The organism is Vibrio sp. TRT 29B02, from assembly GCF_050113655.1.
GTDB lineage: Bacteria > Pseudomonadota > Gammaproteobacteria > Enterobacterales > Vibrionaceae > Vibrio.
Genome location: NZ_JBNJOJ010000033.1, coordinates 15,877 through 37,994, shown reverse-complemented (window position 1 = coordinate 37,994; position 22,118 = coordinate 15,877). Strand labels below are relative to the sequence as shown.

The 22,118-nt window shown below is 44.1% G+C and carries 22 protein-coding genes; 5 read left to right on the top strand and 17 right to left on the bottom strand.

Annotated elements, in window-relative coordinates; all coding sequences use genetic code 11:
- Nucleotides 1–542 precede the first annotated feature (542 nt).
- A complete protein-coding gene (locus tag ACQEXT_RS17730; RefSeq protein WP_331417773.1) occupies nt 543–1,160 on the bottom strand; it encodes a c-type cytochrome in 618 nt (205 codons plus the stop codon).
- Nucleotides 1,161–1,295: 135 nt separating this feature from the next.
- Between ACQEXT_RS17730 and yihA the strand changes: the two genes are divergently transcribed.
- On the top strand, nt 1,296–1,961 hold the full coding sequence (gene yihA / locus ACQEXT_RS17725) for a ribosome biogenesis GTP-binding protein YihA/YsxC (protein WP_331417774.1): 666 nt from the start codon (nt 1,296–1,298) through the stop codon (nt 1,959–1,961).
- Between the two features lie 725 nt (nt 1,962–2,686).
- Here yihA and polA read toward each other — a convergent pair.
- The 3 genes from polA to hemB form a co-directional block, all read right to left on the bottom strand.
- The gene (gene polA, locus ACQEXT_RS17720) at nt 2,687–5,482 is read right to left on the bottom strand and encodes a DNA polymerase I (RefSeq protein ID WP_331417775.1); all 2,796 of its coding nucleotides are present in this window, start codon (nt 5,480–5,482) and stop codon (nt 2,687–2,689) included.
- 626 nt (nt 5,483–6,108) lie between these two features.
- Nucleotides 6,109–6,546 (bottom strand): GNAT family N-acetyltransferase, encoded by a 438-nt coding sequence (locus ACQEXT_RS17715; RefSeq protein WP_426953097.1) that lies wholly within the window; start codon nt 6,544–6,546, stop codon nt 6,109–6,111.
- A gap of 66 nt (nt 6,547–6,612) precedes the next feature.
- Entirely contained in the window at nt 6,613–7,662 is a 1,050-nt protein-coding gene (gene hemB / locus ACQEXT_RS17710; RefSeq protein WP_138973700.1) for a porphobilinogen synthase, read from the bottom strand.
- Between the two features lie 150 nt (nt 7,663–7,812).
- On the opposite strand from hemB, the gene ACQEXT_RS17705 reads away from it, so the two are divergent.
- On the top strand, nt 7,813–8,574 hold the full coding sequence (locus ACQEXT_RS17705; protein WP_426953096.1) for a TatD family hydrolase: 762 nt from the start codon (nt 7,813–7,815) through the stop codon (nt 8,572–8,574).
- 64 nt (nt 8,575–8,638) lie between these two features.
- Here the strand turns inward: ACQEXT_RS17705 and tatC are convergent, their stop codons facing one another.
- The 7 genes from tatC to rmuC all read right to left on the bottom strand — a co-directional run bounded on the left by tatC (nt 8,639) and on the right by rmuC (nt 14,814).
- Complete coding sequence (gene tatC, locus ACQEXT_RS17700) at nt 8,639–9,391, bottom strand: twin-arginine translocase subunit TatC (RefSeq protein WP_138973698.1); 753 nt, start codon at nt 9,389–9,391, stop codon at nt 8,639–8,641.
- Between the two features lie 63 nt (nt 9,392–9,454).
- The gene (tatB, locus tag ACQEXT_RS17695; protein ID WP_426953095.1) at nt 9,455–9,886 is read right to left on the bottom strand and encodes a Sec-independent protein translocase protein TatB; all 432 of its coding nucleotides are present in this window, start codon (nt 9,884–9,886) and stop codon (nt 9,455–9,457) included.
- A gap of 3 nt (nt 9,887–9,889) precedes the next feature.
- A complete protein-coding gene (gene tatA / locus ACQEXT_RS17690; protein ID WP_138973696.1) occupies nt 9,890–10,126 on the bottom strand; it encodes a Sec-independent protein translocase subunit TatA in 237 nt (78 codons plus the stop codon).
- 50 nt (nt 10,127–10,176) lie between these two features.
- Nucleotides 10,177–11,811, bottom strand: a complete 1,635-nt coding sequence (gene ubiB / locus ACQEXT_RS17685; protein WP_138973695.1) for a ubiquinone biosynthesis regulatory protein kinase UbiB — start codon at nt 11,809–11,811, stop codon at nt 10,177–10,179.
- Complete coding sequence (locus ACQEXT_RS17680) at nt 11,808–12,413, bottom strand: ubiquinone biosynthesis accessory factor UbiJ (RefSeq protein ID WP_138973694.1); 606 nt, start codon at nt 12,411–12,413, stop codon at nt 11,808–11,810. Before ACQEXT_RS17680 ends, ubiB begins: the two co-directional genes overlap by 4 nt.
- A gap of 11 nt (nt 12,414–12,424) precedes the next feature.
- On the bottom strand, nt 12,425–13,207 hold the full coding sequence (ubiE, locus tag ACQEXT_RS17675; protein ID WP_138973693.1) for a bifunctional demethylmenaquinone methyltransferase/2-methoxy-6-polyprenyl-1,4-benzoquinol methylase UbiE: 783 nt from the start codon (nt 13,205–13,207) through the stop codon (nt 12,425–12,427).
- Nucleotides 13,208–13,263: 56 nt separating this feature from the next.
- A complete protein-coding gene (gene rmuC / locus ACQEXT_RS17670) occupies nt 13,264–14,814 on the bottom strand; it encodes a DNA recombination protein RmuC (protein WP_426953094.1) in 1,551 nt (516 codons plus the stop codon).
- Between the two features lie 166 nt (nt 14,815–14,980).
- On the opposite strand from rmuC, the gene ACQEXT_RS17665 reads away from it, so the two are divergent.
- Entirely contained in the window at nt 14,981–15,886 is a 906-nt protein-coding gene (locus ACQEXT_RS17665) for a DMT family transporter (RefSeq protein ID WP_331427877.1), read from the top strand.
- A gap of 31 nt (nt 15,887–15,917) precedes the next feature.
- Here ACQEXT_RS17665 and ACQEXT_RS17660 read toward each other — a convergent pair whose 3' ends face one another.
- From ACQEXT_RS17660 to ftnA, 4 genes are all read right to left on the bottom strand, one after another.
- Nucleotides 15,918–16,742, bottom strand: a complete 825-nt coding sequence (locus ACQEXT_RS17660; protein ID WP_138973690.1) for an HDOD domain-containing protein — start codon at nt 16,740–16,742, stop codon at nt 15,918–15,920.
- A gap of 87 nt (nt 16,743–16,829) precedes the next feature.
- Nucleotides 16,830–18,023 carry an NAD(P)/FAD-dependent oxidoreductase gene (locus ACQEXT_RS17655; RefSeq protein WP_138973689.1) on the bottom strand — a complete coding sequence of 398 codons (1,194 nt, stop codon included), beginning with the start codon at nt 18,021–18,023 and terminating at the stop codon, nt 16,830–16,832.
- A gap of 106 nt (nt 18,024–18,129) precedes the next feature.
- On the bottom strand, nt 18,130–18,453 hold the full coding sequence (uspB, locus tag ACQEXT_RS17650; protein WP_269378141.1) for a universal stress protein UspB: 324 nt from the start codon (nt 18,451–18,453) through the stop codon (nt 18,130–18,132).
- Nucleotides 18,454–18,522: 69 nt separating this feature from the next.
- Entirely contained in the window at nt 18,523–19,050 is a 528-nt protein-coding gene (gene ftnA / locus ACQEXT_RS17645; protein WP_138973687.1) for a non-heme ferritin, read from the bottom strand.
- A 156-nt stretch (nt 19,051–19,206) separates the two neighbouring features.
- On the opposite strand from ftnA, the gene uspA reads away from it, so the two are divergent.
- Together uspA and ACQEXT_RS17635 are read left to right on the top strand one after the other, a co-directional pair.
- The gene (uspA, locus tag ACQEXT_RS17640; protein ID WP_269378142.1) at nt 19,207–19,632 is read left to right on the top strand and encodes a universal stress protein UspA; all 426 of its coding nucleotides are present in this window, start codon (nt 19,207–19,209) and stop codon (nt 19,630–19,632) included.
- Between the two features lie 56 nt (nt 19,633–19,688).
- Nucleotides 19,689–20,570, top strand: coding sequence for a carboxylate/amino acid/amine transporter (locus tag ACQEXT_RS17635; RefSeq protein WP_426953093.1), 882 nt, complete (start codon nt 19,689–19,691; stop codon nt 20,568–20,570).
- A 65-nt stretch (nt 20,571–20,635) separates the two neighbouring features.
- On the opposite strand, the gene ACQEXT_RS17630 is transcribed toward ACQEXT_RS17635, so the two are convergent.
- Nucleotides 20,636–21,205 (bottom strand): hypothetical protein, encoded by a 570-nt coding sequence (locus tag ACQEXT_RS17630; RefSeq protein WP_426953092.1) that lies wholly within the window; start codon nt 21,203–21,205, stop codon nt 20,636–20,638.
- Between the two features lie 100 nt (nt 21,206–21,305).
- The gene (locus ACQEXT_RS17625; protein WP_331417787.1) at nt 21,306–22,085 is read right to left on the bottom strand and encodes a class I SAM-dependent methyltransferase; all 780 of its coding nucleotides are present in this window, start codon (nt 22,083–22,085) and stop codon (nt 21,306–21,308) included.
- Nucleotides 22,086–22,118 lie beyond the last annotated feature (33 nt).

Below are 22,118 nucleotides of genomic sequence, written 5' to 3'. Positions count from 1 at the left end.
CAATATTCCATTTGTTTTAGGTGCTTTCCCTGCCAAAAGTGTTGTTTGCCACCATCCTGGTGAGTTTTGGCTTTCCTTTTTACTTCCTGCTACCTGAGCTATTCCTTAGCCTGATCCCTTCCATTGTCTTTAACCATTAGACAAGGTGACCATCCTTATCAAGTAGGTGTCCTACCTACCCTGTATCCATTCTTCAACTACCAAGCGTCCATTACTTGCTTCCATGGAGACTTCCTAGTCTGGTATCCGATATCAACGTCCTGCTGATGAACACACTTTAGCGTTTTACTCTCATTGAACAATCCACTAACAAGAAAAAATACGATTATTTTCTTGTGATTTTTTTATTCATTTATTTTTCAGTTACTTATAAAAACACATAAGAGAAATGAAGTGCAACATATGGTCGATCTCTCACAAACAATAGGGATAGATCATCCATCGTTGACCAAATTGAAATGTGACCAAGCGCAAACGAAAAAGCCCAGAACTGAGTCTGGGCTTTTTCTTTACAACTTTATGCTCGAACGGATAAGTAGGGCTTAGTGTAGGCCACCAACGTATTTAGAAAGCGTATCAATATCTTCATCCGTTAGCTTTTTCGCGATATCACGCATCATAGCGTTCATGTCGTTAGCGCGATTGCCATCACGGAATTTCTCAAGTTGGGCTTTGATGTAATCTGCATGCTGGCCAGAAATTTTAGGGAAGCCAGACAATTCAGTACCATTACCACGAGGGCCATGACACGCAATACATGCTGTTAAACCACGCTCAGCATCACCTGCGGAGTATAGCACCTTGCCTTTTTCAACAACATTCTCTGGAGTTGTGTTGTTAGAAATAGGAAGTGATGCGTAGTAAGCAGACAGATCTTGCATGTCTTGCTCTGTCAGCGGCATAGCCATGCCACTCATGACAGGGTCGTAACGACCTTGCTTTCCACCACTGGTCATACCCAGTTTCAGATCTTTAAGCTGCTTTTCAATATATTTAGCATGCTGACCTGCTAGCTTAGGGTACATTGCGAGTTGACTGTTGCCATCAGCACCATGGCAGGCAACACATGTTAGGGATTTTGCTTTACCAGCTTCAATGCTGCCTTGGGCCCACACAGAGCAGCTGGCTAAAAGACTCAAGATTAGCGCTAATTTCTTCATGACATTCCATTATAATTATCAAGCTTCCGGTACCACTCATGGTACAATAGGCGACCTTATGCCGAGCACGGTTATTTTACACAATTTCACAAAAAAGTAATCAATCGACTACACAAAGTCGAGATGGAGTTAACAGTGAGCGTAAAAATTCATTATCAAAACACGCATTTCATCACTAGTGCACCTGATATTCGTCATTTGCCAGAGGATGAAGGTATCGAAGTTGCGTTTGCTGGACGCTCCAATGCGGGTAAGTCGAGCTCTTTAAATCGTCTGACTAATCAACGTAGCCTTGCGAAAACCAGTAAAACCCCAGGTCGAACACAACTTATTAACCTTTTTAAAGTGACAGAGGGTTGCCATATTGTCGATCTTCCTGGATACGGCTTTGCTCAAGTTCCTCTAGAAATGAAGAAAAAGTGGCAAAAGTCTTTAGGCGAGTACCTACAAAAGCGTCAATGTTTGAAAGGTCTGGTCGTGCTGATGGATATCCGCCATCCAATGAAAGACCTAGACCAGCAATTAATTTTCTGGGCGGTAGACAGTGGCATTCCTGTTCAAGTCCTGCTGACTAAAGCTGACAAGTTAAAAAGCGGTGCTCGCAAAGCCCAAGTGTTGAAAATAAAGAAAGACGCTGTCGGCTTTGGCGGAGATGTTAGTGTCGCTGCTTTCTCATCGCTTAAAGGCATTGGTGTTGACGTATTACGTAACAAACTTGATGAATGGTTTGCACCAGCACTAGCAGAAGCTCTGATTGATGAGATTGTTGACGAAGAAAATAGTGACAACGAAATCGAATAAGCCCGGATTGTCGTGATATCTAGCCCTGCCTCACTGGTGGGGCTTTTTTATTTGGGCTATCTGAATCCGATAATAAAAGCCCCACCTTGTCAGATGGGGCAACGGGAGAGAATAGGTATTATTAGTTATTATTCGCTAAGGATCTGTTATCTGCCGTTGCAAATCAACTTAATCTCTCCAACTAGAATCCTTCATCAATCAAAAGACAATCAATGACAAACCATTGATTTGATTAGTTTTATTTCAAGTTAGATCTACATTTCACGACGCAGCAAGGTTTTGATTTTCGAGTCAAAATAACCAAAGTGTGACTGGTAATAAGTTACATATTTTCTTTTAGTTACAAAACTGAAGATAGAGATGGTTTGCTTTGATGATATAAGACAGGAATAAAGGCAGCAGAAATGTTACTTGGATAGAGCCACAAAGTTTTACTTGGCCCAATAAAAAACGCCCCAGTCAAAAGCTGACTGGGGCGGCTGAATCAGCCTAATCCAATAACGTGAAACAAAAGGTCTGAAAGATAGAACATCTTACCTCTGTACCCTACGTCGATTAATGTACAACAATTGGTCAGAAATGAAAACCACTTTTGTAAGTTTTTTTCATTAAAATTTTGTTAAGCAACATTTAGGCAGAATGACCCGACACTTTATTCACGCCAAAAAAAAGCCAGCGTTTGTGCGCTGGCTCATATTAATTTCATTAAAATGGCTATTTTTTGTCTAGTGAGCCTGTTCCCAGTTATCACCATGACCCGCTTCAGCCACAAGAGGCACTGCAAGTTCAGCTGCTGATTCCATTAATTCTTGTACTTTACTTTCAATTTCGGTCAAAGCTGACTCTTGAACTTCAAAAACCAGTTCATCGTGAACTTGCATCAGGAGTTTTACTCGACCATCACCTTCAGCTTGAATCCACTGATCGACTAACAACATCGCTTTCTTGATGATATCGGCCGCAGTTCCCTGCATTGGAGCGTTGATTGCTGCTCGCTCTGCAGCTTTGCGACGCATGCCATTACGAGACTGAATTTCAGGCAAATGCAAACGGCGACCAAAAATGGTTTCAACATAGCCCTGCTCTGCTGCTGCGCTACGAGTATCTTCCATGTACTGCATGACACCTGGGTAACGTTCGAAGTATTTGTTCATGTAGTCTTGCGCTTCGCCACGAGGGATACCAAGTTGCTTCGCCAAACCAAAAGCACTCATGCCGTAAATCAGACCAAAGTTAACCGCTTTAGCGCGACGACGTTGTTCAGAACTCACTTGGTCTATTGTGATGCCCATGATCTCCGCAGCCGTAGCAGCGTGGATATCTTTACCTTGCTGGAACGCGTCCAGTAGTGCTTTATCACCCGATAAGTGAGCCATAATACGCAGTTCGATTTGCGAGTAGTCGACTGCCATTATCTTGTACCCGTGAGGCGCCACAAATGCCTGACGAATTCGACGGCCTTCTTCATTACGGATAGGGATATTTTGTAGGTTAGGATCCGTTGATGACAAGCGACCTGTCGCAGTGACAGCTTGATGATAGGAAGTATGCACACGGCCTGTTACCGGATTAATCATCTTCGGTAGCTTATCCGTGTAGGTCGACTTCAACTTCGCTAAGCCACGATATTCTAGGATTACTTTAGGTAACGGATAATCTAGAGCCAGCTCTTGCAGTACTTCTTCATTAGTTGATGGCGTACCAGATGGCGTCTTCTTAATAACAGGCAGAGCCATTTTTTCAAATAATAGAACCTGCAACTGTTTAGGAGAGTTCATGTTGAACTCTTGCTCAGCGATCTCATACGCCTTCTGCTCTAGTTCATCTAAGCGTAGGGCGATTTCCTGAGACTGGGCTGCGAGTTTCATATCATCAATGAGAACACCAGTACGCTCAATACGAGAAAGAACAGGCACCAACGGCACTTCTATCTCTTGGTAGATCGATTTAAGCTTAGCGTCTTGTTCGATGTTTTCCATCAAGCGGTTGTGAAGACGAAGTGTGACATCGGCATCTTCGGCTGCATATGGTGAGGCTTGATCAAGCTCAATCTGGTTGAAGGTAAGTTGCTTTTTACCCTTACCAGCAATCTGTTCAAATGAGATACAGCTATGCTGAAGGAAACGAAGTGCCAAGCTATCCATATCGTGCTTGCCGCCAACGCTGTTATAAACGTATGACGCTAACATGGTGTCATGCTTGATGCCTTTCATCTCGATACCATAACGAGCGAGCACGCTAGCATCGTATTTCAGGTTTTGTCCCACTTTCGCTTGGTTATCGTCTTCTAGTATTGGCTTCAACTGCTCCAACACCCAATCACGGTCTAGCTGCTGAGGTGCGTCAAGGTAATCATGGGCAACAGGAACATAAGCGGCTACGCCCTCTTCTGTCGCAAACGACACACCGACTAAATTTGCGACCATGTAATCTAGGCTGTCAGTTTCTGTGTCGAAAGCGAAGACTTCCGCTGATGTTAGTTTCTCTAGCCAAACGTTGAATGTCGCTTCATCCAGAATCGTCTCATACTGACTACGATCTATGGTCACTGCCGATGTATTCATATCTGGCACTGAGCTTGCTGATGCACTATTAATCTGAGCACCTGACTTTTCGTCGGCTGCTACGACACCCGTACCACCATCAAGCAGCTCATTTAACCATGATTTAAACACTAACTGACCGTAGAGCTTAATCAATTCATCTTTATTCGGTTCCGCCTTGAGAAGTGATTCAGGCGTGCAATCTAACTCAACATCCAGTTTGATGGTTGCCAATTGGTAAGAAAGCTCAGCATTCTCTTTGTTATCAATTAGCTTCTGCGCCATGGTCTTAGAACCACGGAACCCTAAGCCTGCGATATCATCAAGGTTTTCATAAAGTTTATCGATACCACCGATCCCTTGTAGCAGTGCCGTGGCCGTTTTATCACCAACACCAGGAACCCCAGGAATGTTATCCACTTTGTCGCCCATTAAAGCGAGGTAGTCGATGATCAACTCAGGAGGAATACCAAACTTCTCAACCACTCCTTCACGATCCATTACCACGTTAGTCATGGTATTGATCAGTGTGATGTTGTCGTCGACCAACTGAGCCATGTCCTTGTCACCCGTACTAATCAGTACTGGCATGCCTTCTTGCGATGCTTGGTAAGCTAACGTACCGATGACATCATCCGCCTCAACTCCAGGAATGCAGATCAATGGTAAGCCCATTGCACGAATGACGTTGTGCAATGGTTCGATCTGACAGCGTAGATCATCGGGCATCGGTGGTCGGTTTGCCTTGTACTCTGGATACATGTCATCACGGAAAGTTTTACCTTTCGCATCAAAAACCACAGCAATACGGTCTGAAGCAAATTGACGCATCATGCTGCGCAACATATTCACCACACCATAGACAGCGTTGGTAGGAATATCACCATTGCTCATCGTGCCTGGATAAGCATGGAATGCGCGATAAAGGTAAGAAGAACCGTCGATTAGGATTAACGGATTATCAGGAATATGAGCCATAGCTTGTACGTATCCAAAGAGAATGCAAATAAGATCTGCCTAGGATGCCATGACTGCGAGAGTGAATCCATTTTAACTCTTTGCGACCGACTCACACATTTGCACATTCCTTTTTCAACACAACGCCAAAATTGTGGATAACTCTGTTTATATAATTTACCCACAGGATATAAATGGTTAGCAAAAAGACAACCAACACAACCTAACTACATGTAATAAAAGAATATTTAATTAGATCGATCATTCCCAGCTCGATCTAACAATGATCCTTGACTGTGGAAAAGACTATTGGTGTCCTTTTGTTCATCCAAAAATCTTAGCTATAAAAAAAGCGACATCTTTCGATGTCGCCTAGCAAAAAGGGGTCAAAGCATATTCAGGTGAATGTCTCTGCTTTGCCATAAAGCTATAAATTACACTGGAAGCAATGTGAGCAATGTCGTGTCAAAAAGAACTCGTGCAAGTTCGATTAAGTTCAGTGTCATCACCGTCTCCATATTGAATCTGGTAACTCAACGTCCTTGTGAACTTCTCTCATTCCCTAAGACGAGATAAATAATAACCATTCTCATTTAATGCGTCAATAGTTAAATGAGAAAAAATCTCATTTAATTTTTATGACAGTGCTATAACTGCTTTACGAAGTGGATTCTACTCTCTATCAGAGGATGCTTTTCTTCAAAATTTTCAATCAGATATCCATTTCTAACCAGCAGTCTTAACATCGCAGGAAATTGATTTCTCGATTTCACTTTTAGCTGCTTATAACCCTGCTCTGCTACCCACTGTTCTTGAATTTCCAACAGTTTTTGCGCCACACCTTTATTACGAGCCAGCGAAGAAACACCTCCGAACCAGCTGTAAAAGGTGTGCTCATCCAATTGATAGCCAATTTTAAAGCCAAGCAGCTTGTCCCCTTCTTGCGCGACCTGAATCAGAGATCGAGCTTTACCTTCCAAGCGCGCCGATAAGCTTTCGAGCGTCTCTTTATGAGCAAACTCTTGGATCTGCTCTACAACTTGGACACACTCTGCGAGCGTTCCCTGACGATAAACTACACTCACTATCAAACTCCTAAACGAAAAAAGGCTGACAACTGCCAGCCTTTCGAAATTACAAACTCATCACAACTATTCTTGCTCTTCTCGTAAGAAAGTCGCTGCTTGAGCATTTTCTTCCGCTAGCCACTCTGCTACGTCTTTGGCAAAGTAGGTCAGAATGCCATCAGCACCTGCGCGCTTAAAGCACAACAGAGATTCCATCACCGTCTCACGCTCTTTCAACCAACCATTGGCAAAGGCCGCTTTGTGCATCGCATACTCACCAGAAACCTGATAAGCAAATGTTGGAACTTGTAGTTCAGACTTAACACGACGAACGATATCAAGATAAGGCATGCCTGGCTTAACCATAACCATATCGGCGCCTTCGTTGACGTCCATCGCGACTTCGTGAATCGCTTCATCACTGTTCGCCGGATCCATTTGGTAGTTCTTCTTATTGCCACCTTTAAGGTTGCTCGCACTACCAACCGCATCGCGGAATGGGCCGTAGTAACATGATGCATACTTCGCAGAGTAAGCCATGATCTGAGTATTGATGTGACCTGCCTGCTCAAGCGCTTCTCGAATTGCGCCGATACGACCATCCATCATGTCAGAAGGCGCGACGACATCTGCGCCTGCCTCTGCGTGTGATAGCGCCTGTTTAATCAGAACTTGAGTGGTTTCATCGTTAAGTACGTAACCCTCTTCATCGATGATGCCGTCCTGACCATGTGTGGTGAACGGATCAAGAGCCACATCTGTGATAACACCGATTTCTGGGATGTGCTCTTTTAGAGAGCGTACTGCACGTTGCACCAAACCTTCTGGGTTGTACGCTTCCGCTGCGCACACACTTTTTGCGTCTTGATTCACAACAGGAAATAGAGCAATCGCAGGCACACCCAACTGAGCAAGGTATTGAGCTTCTTCTAACATCAAATCAATAGAAAGACGTTCAATGCCTGGCATAGATTCCACGGTTTCGCGGCGATCTTTACCCATTAAAATAAACATTGGGTAAATCAAATCATTTACAGACAGTTGGTTTTCAGCCATTAGACGGCGGCTAAAGTCATGCTTGCGCAGACGGCGCATGCGACGGCCAGGGAACTGACCTTGAATCGAAACTGACACTCTATTCTCCTTGTCTGGTGAAAGTGCTTGGATTGCATAATATCACTCCTTGGTAGTGACGCTAGCAACAAAGCAGAAAAATGCAAAAAATGACCAAATGCTCACACTGCCGTATACTGGCATCCATTCAATGAGTTCCAGAGACAGACCATGATCGATACCCATGCGCATATCTATGCCAGTGAATTTGATGCAGACCGTGATGACGTAGTTAAACGGGCCCTAGCCCAAGGCATTGATAGAATATTGTTACCTAATATCGACTTAGATTCGATAGAGCCAATGCTCGCCACTGAAGCGCAATACCCACAGATTTGCCGTTCGATGATGGGACTCCACCCTTGCTATGTCGATGGTAATGTCAAACAGACGCTAGATATCATCTATTCATGGTTTGAGAAACATCGCTTTATTGCCGTAGGCGAGATCGGTATTGACCTTTACTGGGATAAAACCTTTAGAGCAGAGCAAGAGATGGCCTTCATCACACAGCTCAATTGGGCTAAAGAGATGAAACTGCCGGTTGTCATCCATACGCGAGATTCGATCGAAGAAACCCTGGGCTTACTAAGTCAGGAACAAGACGGTTCCCTATCAGGCGTGTTCCACTGCTTTGGTGGCAGCCTCGAAGAGGCTAAAGCAATCAATGGCCTCGGATTCCACCTCGGCCTTGGAGGCGTGTCTACTTTCAAAAATGGCGGAATGGACAAGGTGATACCTCATCTTGATATGAACTATGTCATCCTTGAAACAGACTGCCCTTATTTAGCGCCCGTTCCTCATCGTGGTAAGCGTAATGAGCCCGCTTATACCGCTTTGGTTGCCCAACGCATCGCTGAGCTACGTCAAATCAGTGTCGAGCAGGTAGACCAGTTAACCACACAAAACGCAACAACCCTGTTTGCCCTTTGAATCAACATCTCTTAAACGAAAAAGGCTTGCCGATTGGCAAGCCTTTTATGTCTTTGGCAGAAGATTAGACTTCTTCTTCCTGTTCATCAGTCTCGTCCTTGCGAACATAGAAACGAGCAAAGAATAAACCCACCTCGAAAAGCAAACACATCGGTATTGCCAGCAAGGTTTGTGAAATCATATCTGGTGGCGTTAGCATCATACCAACGACAAATGCGCCGACCACAATATATGGACGTTTTTCACTCAAACTTTTCGGTGTGGTTGCACCTGTCCAACACAACAAAATAATTGCGACTGGAACTTCAAATGCAATACCAAATGCGAGGAATAGAGCCAGTACAAAATCGAGATAACTCGAAATGTCTGTCGCAAACTCCACCCCACCCAACGAGATAGCGGTGAAGAATCCAAACACTAACGGAAATACCACAAAGTAGGCAAAAGCAACACCACAGTAAAACAGTAGTGAACTTGAAAACATAAGTGGCATGATGAGTCTACGTTCATGTTTATATAAGCCCGGTGCAACGAAAGCCCAAACTTGATAAAGAATAAACGGTACCGCGAGAAAAATAGACGCTATTAATGTCAGCTTTAACGGGGTAAAGAACGGAGATGCAACATCAGTTGCAATCATCGTTGCCCCTTCAGGTAAACGCTCTACCAAAGGTGCAGAGATAAACTCATAGATATCATTGGAGAAATAGATCAGCCCTATGAACACCACCAACACGGCTAGAATTGCACGTAATAAGCGATTTCGTAGCTCCAATAGGTGACTGATCAAAGGCTGTGTCTGCTCAACAGAAGACATGGAAACCTCTACTCAAAAAAATCGAAAAGGAGCTGCAATTAAACAGCTCCTCCTAATGCGAGACTATTCGGCTTTTTTATCTGCCTGTGGCGATGGTTGAGGAGATAAACTCTCAACCTTCTCCCCGGAGTCATTGGCGCTTGGAACGGATTCAATACTCTCATTCACTGTCTCAGACTTATTCAATGCTGAGTCGCTTTTGCTCGCATATGGGCGCTGTACATCTTGCGCAGCTTGCTTCAATTGCTCTACCGAAGCCTTCAGATCTGGGGAAAGGTCTTCCATCCCCATTTGTTCCGCTTTACGCAAGTTTTCTTGCAGTTCTTGTATCTTAAGCTCGTGAGAAAGCTCGTCTTTCACACTGTTCGCCATATTCTTTGCTGCGCCTATAAACTTAGAGACACTGCGAATTGCATGAGGCAAACGCTCCGGACCAAGAACCACCAGCCCAACGACAGATATTAATACCAGTTCCCAAAAACCGATATCAAACACGAGTTACGCCTGCTCTTTGTCTTTCTTAGTTTCAGCAGTCGCGTCCGTTTTCTGCTGCTCTAGGTTCTTTTGCTCGAAGTCAGCGTCTTTCTTAGCTGCATCATCTTCACTCATCGCTTTCTTAAAGCCTTTTACTGCGCTACCAAGATCGCCACCAATGCCACGTAGTTTCTTAGTACCAAACAGTAGAACAACGATGACAGCAATAATTAGAAGTTGCCAAATACTAATACCACCCATTCTTTTTACCTCGGGTCTTATTAAACAAAATTATTTCAAGAGTTTAACGTCTATCGACGATAAGCTCGCCAACTAAGCAACCAAAATGTGACGCCACCTAGTGCACTCACCATTGAAAGTTGCTCATATGTGCTGTTGACCAATATTGCCGAGCATACGACTAATGTGGCACCAACACCAAATAAAAATTTTCCTGTCGCTTGCTGACGCTTGCTGGAACGATAACCTTGATATAGCTGATCGATACGCTGATTCATCATCTTGCCCTGACGCAAGCTGTCATACAGAAGCTCAGGCAGCTCTGGCAATTTTTCTGCCCAGAACGGCGCTCTATCTTTCACCGCATTAATCACCGCCTGAGGCCCTACTTGGTTCATCATCCACTCTTCGAGGAATGGTTTAGCGGTTTCCCACAAATCCAATTGAGGGTATAGCTGTCGACCTAGGCCTTCCACATAGAGCAAGGTTTTTTGTAGCAAAACCAACTGAGGCTGAACTTCCATATTAAATCGTCGTGCTGTATTGAAGAGATTCAATAGCACATGACCAAATGAAATTTCGCACAAAGGCTTTGCAAATATAGGTTCACATACAATACGGATAGCAAATTCAAACTCATCCACATTGGTTTCACGTGGAACCCAACCTGACTCAACATGCAGTTCAGCAACTCGGCGATAGTCTCGGTTAAAGAAAGCTAAAAAGTTCTCTGCTAAATAGCGTTTATCTTCACTATTAAGCGTACCGACAATGCCACAGTCTAAGCCTATCCAACGAGGATTCTCAGGGTGCTCCGGCTCAACAAACACATTGCCCGGATGCATATCAGCATGAAAAAAGCTGTCTCGAAATACCTGAGTAAAAAACACGCTCACACCACGTTCCGCTAGCAGCTTCATGTTGGTGCCATTCGCCTTCAGACCTTCGATGTCCGATACTTGAATGCCGTATATTCGCTCAGAAACCATGACAGTTTTATTACTGAAATCAGTAATCACTTCTGGAACGTAAAGTTCTTCACTTCCTTCAAAGTTTCGTCGCAGCTGAATCGCGTTCGCCGCTTCACGTCTTAGATCAAGCTCATCAAGTAAGGTTTTCTCGTACTCACGCACGACCTCGACCGGTTTTAAACGACGTGCTTCAGGAAGTGCTTTTGCGACTATACGCGCCATGCGGTACATCAGTTTTAGATCTGCATCAATGACCGGGCGAATATCTGGCCTAATGACCTTTAATACCACTTCTTGGTTAGTCGACTTAAGCTTAGCCGTGTGAACCTGAGCAATGGAGGCCGAAGCCAGCGGTTTAATATCAAAATCATCAAACCAAGTGTCAAGTGCACCGCCTAGCGCCTGCTCTATTTGCTGTTTAGCTAGCTGACCATCAAATGGGGAAACCTGATCCTGCAATAAGGCAAGTGGATCGGCAATCTGAGGAGGAAAAAGATCGCGACGTGTCGACATCATCTGACCAAACTTGATCCATACCGGACCAAGTTCTTGCAGCGCTAGTCGCAGTCTATCGCCAAGTGGCTTGTCTGGATGTTGATTCTTAATCCAGAACAGACTTTTTCGTGCTAACAGAGGCGCTTTAGTTAATTGATGATTGGGTAGCAACTCATCAAGACCATATTCCAATTGGACTCGGATGATTCGGTATAAGCGACGCAGCTCAGTTAAGGTCATGCACGCTCCAATAGCTGATTAAGTTTCGCTTCCACACGTGCAGCTTGGCTTCTGACATCATCAACTTGATCACAGAAGTGAGCAATTTCAAGTGGCGCAGGAGCTATTTTCCATTCTTCAGTTAAGACTTGAGCAAGGTGGTTTTGATGCTTAGTCGCTTGTGACTTAATCATTTGACCCACGTTGGCAGCGCCTTTCACGACAGTGTGAGCAACCACATCACCAGTCACTCTAGACAACCACTCTTCAATGTCAGGTTTGCAATCCGTCATAAGCTGAGAGAACTTCTGTGCCAGTTGGATATCACCTTCAAGAATCAACTTATCTTGTTTGATCAAACGAGTAATGTTGGATTGCTCACGCAATTCTGGAAGCACAGATAGATTGAGGGATAAGTAACAATCTGGCTCGCCTTCATAGTTTGCCAACACATCAATTTGCTGGCTAAAGATAAAGGTTAGTGTTTTATTCAGTTCTTTGAGATGAACTTGAATAACCTGACCTTTTAAACGGGCAAGACGACGACCCAATTCTGGGTCATCCTTAATTAGAATGTTGAGCGATGTTTCAATCACTGCCGTTACAAGTGGTTCAAATGGCATAGCGGATAACCTTAGAATTTGTAACCACGGTGCAGCGCAACGATGCCACCAGTCAGATTGTAGTAACTGGTTTGCTCAAAACCGGCTTCGTCCATCATCCCTTTTAGCGTCTCTTGATCTGGGTGCATACGGATAGACTCTGCAAGGTAACGGTAACTCTCTGCATCGTTGGCCACCAGTTCACCCATTTTTGGCAATAAATGGAAAGAGTAACTGTCATAAACCTTTGATAGAGGTTCAAATACTGGCTTAGAGAACTCAAGCACAAGCAGACGACCACCCGGCTTTAATACACGGTACATGGAACGCAGTGCTTTATCTTTGTCCGTTACATTACGTAAACAGAAGCTGATTGTAATTGCATCAAAATAGTCGTCAGGGAAAGGGAGTTCTTCCGCGTTAGCCTGAACATAATGAACATTACCAACAATGCCATTGTCACGTAACTTATCACGACCCACGTTAAGCATCGAGTTATTGATATCCGCTAGAATGACATGACCTTTTTCGCCGACGATACGTGAGAATTTAGCCGTCAGATCACCTGTACCACCACCAAGGTCAAGAACACGCTGACCAGGACGAACACCACTGCAGTCGATCGTAAAACGTTTCCATAAGCGATGGATACCACCTGACATCAGGTCATTCATGATGTCGTACTTAGCTGCCACAGAGTGGAAAACTTCAGCAACTTTTGCGACTTTCTCTTCTTTCGCTACGGTGGTGAAACCAAAATGCGTGGTTTCATTAGATTCTAAAGCTGTATTCGATTGCACGCTTGTATCCGTCATTGTGATTCCTCTTCGTACAGTGCATTGAATTAATACGACCTAAGCACTGCGGGCGATTAGTTTACTTTATCCTCATCCGTATGTCTTTCAGCGAACGAGTCATTTTTATCCAAGCTTGCATTTTCTGTGAATTGATCATGATGTGCGAGCTGAGCTAAGTCATTTGAGATGGATTTTTTCACCTCCACTCCGAGCTGCTTAAAGCTTTCTGCCTGACGAATCACATTACCTCGTCCGGTAACAAGCTTATTCATCGCCCCTTGATAATTCTGATTCGCTTTGTCGAGCGCACCACCTAAACTCTCCATGTCGTCAACAAACAAACGCAGCTTGTCATAGAGCTTACTAGCCCGTTCAGCAATGATTTGTGCATTTTGGTTTTGACGCTCATTACGCCATAAATTATCAATGGTGCGTAAAGCAACCAACAAGGTCGTCGGACTGACTAAAATGATGTTCTGCTCCATTGCATCTTTGACTAGGCTTGGGTCTGCCTGAATCGCAACTTGGAAAGCAGGTTCGACGGGAATGAACATCAATACGTAATCTAAGCTCTGGATACCTTTTAGTTGATGGTAGTCTTTCTGGGATAACCCTTTGATATGAGCACGAATTGCAAGTAAGTGGTCACTTAAAGCACGCTCCCTATCATGGTTAGTTTCCGAGTTGAAGTAACGCTCGTAGGCGACCAGTGCCATCTTCGAATCCACCACGACTTGCTTATTCTGCGGTAAATGAACAATGACATCTGGCTGATAGCGTTTTCCAGCCTCGTTCTGTAAGCTGACTTGAGTCTGATACTCATGTCCTTCACGTAATCCCGATTCCGCTAACACCCTTGCAAGTACCACCTCACCCCAGTTGCCCTGCTGCTTGTTATCACCTTTCAAGGCTTGAGTGAGATTCAACGCTTCCTTACTCATCTGTTCATTGAGACGTTGTAGATTCTTAAGCTCATGAACTAAGGTATGGCGCTCTTTCGCTTCTTGATTGAAGCTATCACTAACCTGTTTCTTAAACCCTTCGAGTTGCTCTCTTAGCGGCGTCAGCAAACCATCGAGGCTTTGACGATTTTGCTGATCAACCTTTGCGGTTTTGGCGTCAAACAACTGGTTAGCAAGATATTCAAATTGCTGCTTTAAACGTTCTTCTGCTTGTTCCAGTAACTGTAGCTTCTCATGATTAGATTTATTCTCTTGCTCATGACGTGCTTCCTGCTCACGCAACTGTGCTTCAAGCTGAGATTTTTGTTCACGAAGACGATCTAAATCATCAGCGTACTGCTGGCGTTCTTGTTTCACCGCTTCAAAGTAACGCAGCTTCTCAAGCACCGCCATCAGCTTTCCGTGGGATTGTTTAATTTCAAGAGCCGCTCTATCACGCTCACCATCGAGTTCATCAAGATCTTGCTGAGCTTCTGCCAGCTCCTTCTCTAGTTGTGCTATTTGCGTACTCGCCAACTGTTGATTCGATTCTACTTGTTGTTCAAGGAGCTGTTGGTTAAAACGCATTTTTTGTTTGACCCACCAGCCAACGACCAACCCACTGGTTATTGCACTGATCATTCCACTAACCAGCACGCCTTGATGCTCAAGAATCCATTGCATAATAATGATTTAACTCTTCATATTTCGATAGTTTCAATGGTATTTGACCACTGGATAAATGTCCAGTTTGTCGGCTAGATATCGAACAGCTAGACTAGGCGCTCCGCACTCTGTACCACACCAATGGCTAACGATGTACAAGTCATTGGTTTTATTAAGGAACATCATGAACGAGCGTCGCGCTTTAGGATTAGGTTTATCGGCTGTATTACTCTGGTCAACGGTAGCCACTGCTTTCAAACTCACTCTGGCAGAGTTCTCTCCAATTCAAATGCTTACCATCGCAAGCATTGTCTCTGCCATTGCGCTTTTGGCCATATGTACCGTTCAAGGCAAGCTCAAACTATTACCAAGCACGTTCCTCTCTAACCCTTGGTACTACATACTACTTGGCCTGATAAACCCTCTTGCCTACTACATTATTTTGTTCAAGGCCTATGATTTGTTGCCCGCATCTCAAGCACAGGCTATCAATTACAGCTGGGCGATTACTCTTACTCTGATGGCCGCTGCTTTTTTAGGGCAAAAGATTCGTAAGCAAGATTGGCTTGCCTGTACCTTTAGCTATCTTGGAGTCATTGTGATTGCCACTCAAGGCGATGTTCTCGGTTTGAATTTTGACAGCCCACTTGGCGTTGGTTTAGCACTACTTTCGACTCTGTTGTGGGCAAGCTACTGGATTCTCAATACCAAAAACAAAGCGGATCCAATTGTTGGCGTGCTATTAGGTTTCCTAGTCGCAATCCCTTGTGCTATTGGTTTAACCCTGTATGAAGGCCTTTCCTTTACACAGATATCGACTCAAGGCTGGTTTGCGGTGACCTATGTGGGGCTTTTTGAAATGGGTGTTACTTTCGTCTTATGGCTAAGTGCATTGAAACTCACGCAAAATACGGCGCGTATTAGCAACCTAATTTTCGCCTCACCTTTTATCTCATTGATGCTACTGGCAAGCATTATCGGAGAGCAGATTCATCCATCCACTCTCATCGGGTTGGTCTTAATTATAGTGGGCTTGGTGATCCAGCAGATAAGATTTGGCAAAAAGGATGTTAGCAAACAAGCCATCTAACAAATTCACAACCAATCACTGGCCTATCTATTTAGAACAATTGATAGGCCAGTTCGCTTCCCTGACCACGCACTTTATCAATTTTGGACGCCAGTTCTGGCGATACATGCAGAGCTTGAGCCGCTTTGCTATTGGCTAAATAGCGTTGCTTTTCATGTTCGTCAAACATCGCGTCCCAACTCTGATGAGCATCACGAGCTAAGTACATCAGACAAGCGAGTCGTTTGGATTCAACCGCTTTGGCAGGGTGATTAACATTGGCTATCGCATCCACCAGCTCATTAGGAAACTTCCAACTTTCTGCCAATACTGCGCCAAGCTGCTGAGCATCAACACCAAGCACTTCTCTCTGCACCAAAGCCGCATTTTCTCCATTTGCGACACGCTGACTAATCGCAACCGCTTTTTCCGGTTCTAATGTGTGAATCATTAACTCGCCGATGTTATGCAGAATACCCGTTGTGAACGCTTCATTGGGATCGAGTTTGATATCTTTTGCGATGGTACTGGCGATAGTGGCCACTTCAAACGTGCCAGCCCAGTAGTCTTTAATATTGAGAGTTTCTATTTTTGGAAAGCTACAAGCCAAAATAGAGGATGAGATAAGATTGCGAATGGCTCCGATACCGATACGAACAATGGCATCATTAATATTGGAGGTACCTTTAACGCCTCCAAACTGAGCTGAGTTTGCCATCCTCAACACACGAGCCAGCAGCACCTGATCCATAGCCATTTTATGTGCAAGCTCACTAAAGTCGATTGAGTCACGGTTAACCATCTCGAGCAGTTCTTGCAAAACACTTTCGATACGAGGTAATTCATTTATACGAGATATCAGTGCTTCTTGGCTCATAGAGTTCACTCCTTCGCTACCCTTCACTTTTTATAGGATAAGTGTAGTACCTACGAGTGAACTCTATTCATATTTACTTCACGAAAATTACACCCACTGACCCGCCACAAAGCCCGAGCTCCAGCACCACTGGAAGTTATAGCCGCCGAGCCACCCTGTTACATCCATTACTTCGCCAATAAAGTACAAGCCTTTGATTTGCTTACACTCCATTGTTTTTGAAGAAAGATGATTAGTGTCCACGCCACCCAGAGTCACTTCTGCGGTTCGATAGCCTTCAGTTCCATTAGGCATTACCTGCCAGTTTTCCAAGGTATGGGTGATCTCACCAAGTTGCTTGGTGTTAAATTGTTTAAGCGGCTTATCTTGCAGTACTTTTCTATCGATGAGTACTTCAACTAAGCGCTTAGGTAGCACCTTCGCCAGAGTATTCTTCAGTGTCTGATTTGGGTGCTTCTCAAGTGAGCGTTGTAGCAGTTCATCAATATCAGCTTCAGGCACTAGGTTAATCGTCACCTTTTCTCCTGCCTTCCAGAATGACGAGATCTGTAGTACCGAAGGACCTGACAATCCACGGTGAGTAAATAGCAGCGCTTCCTTGAACATTGTGCCATCTTGAGCAGTGATCTCAGCAGGAACAGCAATTCCAGATAACTCAGCAAATGCTTCTTTATCTTCTTTGTGCAGAGTAAACGGCACAAGACCTGCTGTGGTTGAGATGACCTCTAGACCAAACTGTTCCGCAATCTTGTATCCAAACGGTGTCGCGCCCAGCTTAGGCATAGAAAGTCCGCCCGTTGCAATAACTAACGATTGGCACTCAATCACATTGGTGTTGGCATGCAACACAAAACCATGCTCGGTTTTCTCAATTTGGTGAACATCTTGCTGATAACGTTGTGTAATCGATGGTAAATCGCATTCAGCAAGCAGCATTTTCACTATGTCTTTTGACGTGTAGTCACCAACGCAAAATAGCTGACCATGATCGCGCTCTTCAAACTCAATACCATGTTTGCTGACCATGGAAATAAAATCCCAATTGGTATATTGAGATAATGCCGATTTAACGAAGTGAGGGTTTTGGCACAGGTAGTTATTCGCTGACACATCGTAATTAGTAAAATTACATCGACCACCACCAGCAATAAGAATTTTACGACCTGGCTTTTTAGCATGATCGAGCACTAATGTCTTGCGGCCACGTTTCCCAGCTTCCGCCGCACACATTAGCCCCGCAGCGCCAGCTCCGATGATGACAACGTCAAACTTTTCCGTCATGAATAGCTACTCATTTAAACCAATAAAAAAGGATGTGCGTTATGCACATCCTTAGCAATTTGAAAGGTTATTTTAGCGATATTTACTTTGAATGCCAATTCAACACTCAGAGAATCATCGCTGCGAGCAAGGTGACACCTAGTAGAGAGGTCGACAAGATGAACAGCTCTCGCACTCGATCACACTTACCTGTAAACACTTCATCATGATGGTGATGGTACTCTTTACTCTTGAGGTAGTGAAATAAACGAACTTGCTTAGTGACATTACCGTGGGTAGTAAAGAAGCCGTTGCCATCCACTTGCTGGTAAAGCAAAGGATGAGCCTCTCGCATAATGTAAATGAGTGAGCGCAGCGCGGTAAGATAGCGAACCATGTTCACCAGCGTCACCATCAATAATGCAAATAGAATTGTGTCTGCATTGATCATCTTTTCCTCCCTACATCTTCTAAAATGCCCAGAGAAAAAGACGACCTAAACTAGAGTGTCTTTCGCCGATTACTCAGCAGGGGCATCCATTATTGAAGATGAACCTTCTTTTGCCAAAGCCGCTAAATCTTTATCAATAAAGAACAGCGCTTTACCATCTTCACCAACAAGATCTAACTTATCTAAAATCCCTTTAAATAACTTCTCTTCCTCGTGCTGCTCAGCCACGTACCACTGCAAGAAGTTGAACGTTGAATAGTCTTGTGATGTAAACGCAAGATGAGCGAGCTTATTGATTTTTTCAGTAATCATTTGCTCATGCTCAAAAGTCTCGCGGAATACATCTCCTAGGCTATTGAACTCGTGCTTAGGTGCTTCAATAGCACCCAGAATCGGCATTGATCCTGTTTCACTTACGTAAGTGAAAAGACGTTGCATGTGCTCCATTTCTTCTACAGCGTGCTTACGTAAAAATTCAGCCGCACCTTCGAATCCTTTGTCTTCACACCAAGCACTCATTTGTAAGTATAGATTGGATGAGAAAAATTCGAGATTAATTTGCTCATTCAATTGATCAACCATTGCTTGAGAAAGCATGTACCACTCCTACTAAGTCTATGAAGTTAAATTGACTATATCATGTTCATCACCTTAACACTTTGCTTAGCAAATGTGGATCTGAGATCACTCCTACAAAATTTATCAATCTGAGGTGCTAATCTTTAATCAACACCCTTACAAGGAGATAGCACTATGAGTTATCAACATATTTTGGTCGCTATTGATCTCTCGGAAGATAGCAAGCTCTTGGTCGATAAAGCGGTATCTCTGGCCAAGCCTCTTGATGCTGTAGTTTCATTTATCCATATCGATGTGAACTACGCAGAGCTCTACACAGGCTTAATTGATATCAACCTAGCAGAGACTCAACATCAGGCAATCGAAGCGTCTCAAAAACAACTTCAAGAGCTGGCAGAACACGCCAATTACCCGATTAAGCATACCTTGGTCGGCAGTGGTGATTTGAGTAATGAGCTGTGCGATACAATCAATGAGTTTAATATTGACCTTGTGGTCTGTGGTCATCACCAAGACTTCTGGAGCAAACTGCTCTCTTCAACTCGTCAGCTAATCAACTGTTCTCCTGTTGATATGTTGGTAGTACCACTTAAAGACTGATTGATAGTAAATATTGGTATAAACTGCTCGATAATTTTTGATAATGAGTCTTAGTTATGGGGTATTTATCCGCGGTCACTTTATTGTGGGCTTTCTCTTTTAGCCTGATCGGCGTCTATCTTGCTGGTCAGGTTGATTCTTGGTTTTCTGTATTGATGCGAGTGGCACTGGCCAGTCTCGTCTTCTTGCCATTCTTACGATTTAGAGGTGTCGACAAAGGCCTAATCGTTCGTCTAATGGTCATCGGCGGCTTCCAGCTCGGCCTGATGTATTGCTTCTACTATCAATCTTTCTTGTTACTCTCTGTACCAGAAGTACTGCTGTTTACTGTCTTCACTCCTATTTACGTGACCATCATTTACGACCTCTTGAAGAGACGCTTCTCTCCATGGTACCTCGTGACTGCCGTTATCGCCGTTGCTGGAGCTGCTTTTATTAAATTTGCTGGCGTAAATGAGAATTTTGTTGTTGGTTTCTTGGTCGTGCAAGGGGCGAATATCTGTTTCGCCATTGGACAGGTTGGCTACAAGTACCTAATGGAAAAATATCAGGTAGAACTTCCTCAACACACCATCTTTGGTTACTTCTATCTAGGGGCATTATGCGTTGCAACTGTCGCTTTTGCTCTTATGGGTAATATCGAAAAAATGCCGACAACTAACACGCAGTGGGGAGTCTTGATTTACTTGGGTCTTATTGCTTCAGGTCTTGGCTATTTTGCTTGGAATAAAGGCGCAACCATGGTCAATGCTGGCGCTCTTGCGATCATGAATAATGCCCTCGTACCGGCAGGTCTTATCGTTAACATCGTTATTTGGAACAGAGAGGTTGATGTCACTCAACTCACTATTGGCGGTGCGATCATTTTGCTTTCATTGTGGGTCAATGAAACTTGGGTAAAGAGAAAAGTGCAGCAAAGTCATCAAGCGCTAGAGTGATCTCTTTATAATGCCTCGTACATAAAAAACGCTCTCCTTGTTGGAGAGCGTTTTTTATTGTTCATTTAGTGGATGTTAGAGCCACTTACGACATCCCGCATTTCCGAAATGGTTGCCGCTAAGACCAACGTATTCGGCAATTTTGTCTCAAGCTTTTGCTGCTTTTTGAGCAGTTTTTGTTGCTTCTTGGCCAACTTAAGCAGCTTCTTTTGTTGCTTGTAGTATTTTTTGAGTGTTTTCTTCGCGCGTTTAATTACTCGCTTACTAGGTAAATTACCCAGTTTGGGCAACATAACTTCCGTTTGCTGATTGAGTATTGATGGTTGAGGTTGTGCTACCTTCTCTTTGACACGCTCAACAACCTTTCTAATCGCTTGAGCCTTGTCTGGTGAAGGGATAACTTTAGGTGTCTTCGGCAAAGCTTCGGCAAGTAAAGCACAGTTTTTTTGTTGCTCAATAGGCTGATTTTGACAAGATTTCGGAGGAATTGCCGCTGGTTTACAAAGCGAGGCTTTCGATGATGAAGATCGAGCACATGAACGGCAGACATACTTGGTATCGCTTACCAAGCGGTGAATTTCACCTAAGCTATCAGCGATTTGTTTACGGTTCATCTTACAAAGACGTTTAGTCACGCCACCACCCCAACTAATAATACGAATAATTCTTAGTAAGATATAACCATTTAATCAATAATAAGCAAGCGCAAACATCGCAGAATTAAAACAGCGTTCGCTAAGTCATTGATGCATTGACATAAACATCAAATCGGTTCTTTTTCGTTTCAATCGCCATCGCTGGTTTCTTATCATTCAGCCAGTTTGCGTAGTCCGGTCTTTTCACTACAACCCTTTTAGCTGCAAGGGCTAAGGCAGGTTCTAATAAACCATCAGCGTCGAGGTCTGCCCCAACTAGAGACTGAAAAACTCGCATCTCTTTTTTTACCAGTGCACTCTTTTTTTTGTTTTCTGGGTGAGGATACATGGGATCCAAATACACCACGTCAGGTTGAACAAAGTTAGGATCAGCCGCCAATTGTTCAAGAGCATCATGGCTCGAAGCATGAAGTAATGACATACGTTCACTGACCCAATCGCCGATTTCCGAGTCTTGCTTAGCTCGCTCAAGGCCATCATCTAGGAGCGCTGCGACAACCGGATGACGCTCAACCATTTGAACCTTACAGCCTAATGACGCCAATACAAACGCATCGCGGCCAAGGCCAGCCGTACCATCAAGTACGGTTGGTGTACTGCCTTTGTTTAACCCTGCAGCTTTAGCAATAGCTTGCCCCTTACCACCACCAAACTTACGTCGGTGTGCCACTGCACCACCCGCTAAATCCACATATATCGCACCAAGTTTGGGCTCATCGAGTTTACGCAACTCAAGCCGATGCTCAGTCAGAACTAAAGCAAACTGACTGTCATCACTGTGAGTCAATCCCCAGCGTTGAGTAAGCTCTACAAACCGCTCAGTTTGAGTCTGGTCTTCGCATTGAAGTTGTAGTTGCACGAAGTGCTCCAAAATGTTGTTACGATAAGAGTG